General features: G+C 59.9%; 4 protein-coding genes. 3 read left to right on the top strand and 1 reads right to left on the bottom strand.

The features are described from left to right. Positions 1-226: 226 nt before the first annotated feature. Entirely contained in the window at positions 227-466 is a 240-nt protein-coding gene (locus NW818_RS00435; protein WP_011434319.1) for a hypothetical protein, read from the top strand. Between the two features lie 104 nt (positions 467-570). Here NW818_RS00435 and speA read toward each other — a convergent pair whose 3' ends face one another. Beyond that, on the bottom strand, positions 571-2,493 hold the full coding sequence (speA, locus tag NW818_RS00430) for a biosynthetic arginine decarboxylase (protein WP_414341671.1): 1,923 nt from the start codon (positions 2,491-2,493) through the stop codon (positions 571-573). 447 nt (positions 2,494-2,940) lie between these two features. Here speA and pstS point away from each other — a divergent pair, with 447 nt between their 5' ends. Both pstS and NW818_RS00420 read left to right on the top strand, forming a co-directional pair. Next, complete coding sequence (gene pstS, locus NW818_RS00425; RefSeq protein WP_414423542.1) at positions 2,941-4,041, top strand: phosphate ABC transporter substrate-binding protein PstS; 1,101 nt, start codon at positions 2,941-2,943, stop codon at positions 4,039-4,041. A 290-nt stretch (positions 4,042-4,331) separates the two neighbouring features. Continuing rightward, on the top strand, positions 4,332-4,851 hold a 520-nt coding region (locus tag NW818_RS00420), incomplete at its 3' end, for an Hsp70 family protein (RefSeq protein ID WP_414423541.1).

Raw genomic sequence — 4,851 nt, 5'->3', positions numbered from 1 at the left:
TTAGCGGTCGGAGCCGGGTAGTTTACTCCCAACAGCACCCACCCACTTACCCTGCGGGTAGCCCAGGACATCTACAACGGCAGCGGCCAATTGGCGATTCCAGCAGGCAGCGAGGTGCGAGGCAGCTTGCGACCGACTCAGGGAGGGGCCAGGTTCTTCGGCACAGCTTTGATTGCCAATGGGCGACTTTACTCAGTGCAGATGTCTTCTGATTTGATCCACTGATTTGATCCACACTGAGAAAGACCCGCGCCACTATTCTGCCGAAGCGATTGCTCAAGATGCAGCCATTGGTGCTGTGGGGGGTACGGTGCTGGGCTTGCTCACAGGAGGCGTTTCTGCTTTAGGGGTTATTGGCGGAGCTGGAGCCGGAGTGGCGGTGGGCAATATCACGGCACCTCAAGTCGTGGTGTTGCGCCCTAACCAAACGATTAACTTGACCCTGAACAGTCCAGTGCGCCTGTAACCGGCCAAGTTTGATCCCAAACTTCCAGATGCAGAGAGATAAGGATCCCGGCCTAAACCGGGATCCCTTTCTGGTTTCAAGGGTTTCGTAGAAAAAACCCAGCTTCAGTGCAAGTAGGTGTAGGCCCGCAAGTTGTCTTCAAAGTGCCGTTGCAAGGCGCGGGCCTGGGATAGGCTGATCTGCCCCCGTTGTAGGGCGGCTTCGGTGGCGTGGTGGAGGGTCTCCACCAGATCTTCGCTGTTGTACTGCACCCAGCTCAGCACTTCGCCAATGGTGTCCCCCTTGATGACTTGGGAAACGTGGTAGCCGCCGGGGCGGGAGCGGATATGCACCGCGTTGGTATCGCCAAACAGGTTGTGCAGATCTCCGAGAATCTCCTGGTAAGCGCCCCCCAGAAACACCCCCAGCAGGTAGGGATGTCCGTTGGGGTCGTGCAGCGGCAAGACCGAGGTGATCTGCCCATCTTCGCCGAAGAAGCGGTTGATCTTGCCGTCGCTGTCGCAGGTGAGATCGGCCAGGGTGGCCCATTGGCGTGGCTCCTCATCCAGACGATGAATCGGCATGATGGGGAATACCTGGTCGATGGCCCAGCTATCCGGCAGGGATTGGAATAGAGAGAAATTGCCGTAGTAGATGCTGGCCAACATTTCGTCCAGATCCAAGAGATCCACCGCCACCGGATGCCCCGCTTGGTGCTGCTCGTAGGCCAAGGTGCAGATCTTGTCGGAGCAGTTCCAAAACAGGCGTTCCACCTCGGCTCGCTCCTGCAAGCTGAGGGATCCCTCGGTGAACTGACGCAGAGCAGCCTCCTTCAGCTCCTGACAACGGCGATAGTTGACCACCAGAGTATCGGGCTGGATTTGGTAGTAAAGCTGGTTTAGCTTCTGGATCACCTCTGCATCGGAAGTAAGCTGGGTGGGCATGGGGTAGGGGCTGGCGGCGTTGACATCTTGCACGTCAAACACCAGCACCGACTGGTGGGACATGAGGGCGCGTCCGCTTTCGGTCACCAGTACCGGCGGCTGGATCCCGTGGGGTTCTAGGGCGGTGAGCACGGTCTGCACCACGGTGGCGGCGTAGTCCTCCATGCTGTAGCTCTGGGAAAAAGGATTGGGGGACTGGGATCCGTCGTAATCGACCCCCAAGCCGCCGCCGATATCCAGGTAGCCCATGGGGGCCCCCAGCTTGACCAGCTCGATGTAGATTTGGCTGGCCTCCCGCACGGCCCGTCCATGCACGCTCACCATCGAGATCTGGGAGCCGATGTGGTAGTGCAACAGGCGTAGACAATGCAGCTTGCCCGCTTCCCGCAGCCGTTCCACCACTTGCAAAATCTCGGTGGCCGTGAGGCCGAACTTAGCCCGATCCCCAGCCGAGGTGCCCCAGCGTCCACTGCCCTGGGCGGAGAGCTTGGCCCGTACCCCCAAGATGGGGTCAATGCCCAGTTGGTCGGCAGCCTGCAGCGCCAGCTCCAGCTCTTGCAGCCGCTCCAAAACGATGATGGGTGTGCGCCCCAGCCGCTGGGCCAAGAGAGCCGTCTCCATAAAATCCCGGTCTTTGTAGCCGTTGCAGATCAGCAAAGCCCCGGGAGTATCCAGCAAAGCTAGGGCAATCAACAGCTCCGGCTTGGATCCCGCCTCCAGGCCAAAGTGGTAGGCGCGACCGTGCTTCACCACTTCCTCCACCAGGTGGCGCTGCTGGTTCACCTTAACGGGGTAAACCCCCCGATAGACGTTGGGGTAGCCAAAGCGCTGGATGGCCTGCTGAAAGCTCTCGCAAATCCGCCGCATGCGGTCGGCCACGATCTCGGGAAAGCGAATCAAGAGGGGCAACTGCAGGCCCCGCGCCACCAGATCCATCACCAAGTGGTACAGGTCAATGCCCGGTTCCTGCTGCTGTAAGCCCTGTGGGGTCACCTCCACATGACCGGCGGCGTTGATACGGAAGTAGGGATCCCCCCAACCTGAGATGCGATAGAGCTTTTCGCTGTCTCGCAGTGTCCAGGGAGAACGAGTCAAAGTCGGCATAGTAGTCCCCCAGATACCGAGATGTGAACAGCGCAGGATTTCTGCACAGAATCCACAATATATTGCCATATTCCAGAATATGTCAAGGTTTTTCTGGTGCGGGGGGACTCAGGCCCAAAAACCGCTAAGCCTTGCCAGACAAGGCTTTGGCTTGGGGATCTCTGTGCAACTGCCGCAGAACTCAGCTCGCTCAATCTCTTGTTTGCGCTGTTTTTCTTGATTTTCCTCTTGGATTCTCCGTTTTCCGTCTCTCCTTTCTGAGCTTGGGTCGGATCCCGACTTTTGCTGGGAAGCGTAGCGAGGAATACGGGGATGGCGCAGAGGGAAAGACAGCCACCTGGGGAAAGTGGGCCACGCACGGGATCCCAAGAGCTCTCGCCGGCAACCCTTGACAGGGCCCCGCAGGCAAGACAAGGATCGGGGCGGTGACCTCGGAGAACCTGAACCATGGCTCAACTGCCCCGCTTCCGTCGCCGAGAAGTGTTGCTTTCTTTATTGGCCACCGGCGCTACCTTGAGCGCCTGCCAAAGGGGATCCCGTTCTGACCAACCCAGCGGCAGGGATCCTGTTCCTGCCTCCCGCAGCCAGCCCGCCGACAAAATTTTGCTGATCAACGGGGCCGGGTCCACCTTTCCGGCTCCTCTTTACTTGCGCTGGTTTTCCGATTACCGCCAGGTGGATCCCAAGGTGGAGATCAATTTCCAACCGGTGGGCAGCGCCGCTGGGATCCGGCAATTTATTGACCAGACAGTGGACTTTGCCGCCAGTGATGTGGCCATGACCGATGCCGAGATCGCCGAGGTGAAGCGGGGTGTGGTCATGATCCCGATGACCGCAGGCAGCATTGCCGTAGGCTACAACCTGCCGGGGATCCCTTCTGGACTCAAGCTGTCTCGACCCGTTTTGGTGAAGATCTTTCGCGGCCAAATCGACCAGTGGCGGGATCCGGAGATCCTGGCCCTGAACCCGGAGCTAACCATTCCCGATCTGCCCATCACCGTCTGCTACCGCTCCGATGGCAGCGGCACCACCGATACCTTTACCCGCCACCTGGCGGCCATCGATCCGGCTTGGGCCTCGGAAGTCGGTGCTGGCATGTCGCTGGAGTGGCCGGTGGGCATTGGGGTGAAAGGCAACGAGGGCATGAGCGCCCAAATGCTTCTCAGCGAAGGGGTGATCGGCTACGTGGAGTCGGTCTATGCCCGCGAGCTGGATCTGTCGGTGGCAGCTCTGGAGAACCGCCGCGGCGAGTTCATTCTCCCCTCCCCGGAAGCCTCGGCCCTGGCCTTGAGCGAAATTGAGCTGCCGGAAAACCTGCGGGCTTTTGTGCCGGATCCCGCTGGCCCTGGAGCGTATCCCATCGTCACCTACACCTGGATCCTGACCTACCGCCGGTACTCGGATCCCGCCATGGCCGCCGCCCTGCAAGCTGTGCTCCGCTGGGCCCTTACCGAAGGACAAGCCCTGGCCGAGGAGATGGGCTACCTGCCCCTGGCCGCAACCGTTGTGAACCGCGGCCTGGAGGCGCTGCAGCTTATCCAGAGCTAGCCTGGCAGCAGTCCCCCAAGAGTTGCCAATAGCTGCCAACCCAGGCCATACCCCAAGCGGCACCGAAAGCAAGGCTGCTGCAGGTACGGAGATCCGTAACCGGTCTGCCCTTCAGCCCCGAGAAATGGGCGGCATTCTCGCCCTGGCCTCGCCAACCAGCTGGTTAGGATCGACCCAGGAAGTGACCAAGCATCTGCCGGATTTTCACAGATTGGCTGCCCAAGCTACTTCACACAGGCTGGCGGCGGTAACCGAAGCAATGTACTCAAGAAGAGGAGAATAAGGAGCCGATGGGAAAAGTTGTAGGAATTGACCTGGGCACAACCAACTCGGTTGTCGCCGTAATGGAGGGGGGTGTCCCCACCGTCATCGCCAATGCTGAGGGTACTCGCACCACACCCTCGGTGGTCGCCTTCACCAAAGATGGAGAGCGCCTGGTGGGCCAAATGGCCCGCCGCCAAGCGGTGCTCAACCCGGAAAACACGTTTTACTCGGTTAAGCGGTTCATCGGTCGTAGGTACGATGAGCTGAATGCCGACTCCAAGCGGGTCTCCTACCAGGTACGGCGGGATGAGCGGGGCAATGTCAAGTTATACGCCCCCCGCCTGAACAAGGAATTTGCGCCGGAAGAGATTTCGGCCATGGTGCTGCGCAAGCTAGCGGATGATGCCAGCCGCTACCTGGGCCAGCCGGTCACCCAAGCGGTGATCACGGTTCCCGCTTACTTTAACGACTCGCAGCGGCAGGCCACCAAAGATGCGGGCCGCATTGCCGGTTTGGAAGTGCTGCGCATCATCAACGAGCCGACAG

This window comes from Synechococcus sp. R6-5 (assembly GCF_047461775.1).
Taxonomy (GTDB): Bacteria; Cyanobacteriota; Cyanobacteriia; order Thermostichales; family Thermostichaceae; genus Thermostichus.
Note: the sequence above shows the minus strand (reverse complement) of the source record. Positions and strands in the feature narration are given on the sequence as shown.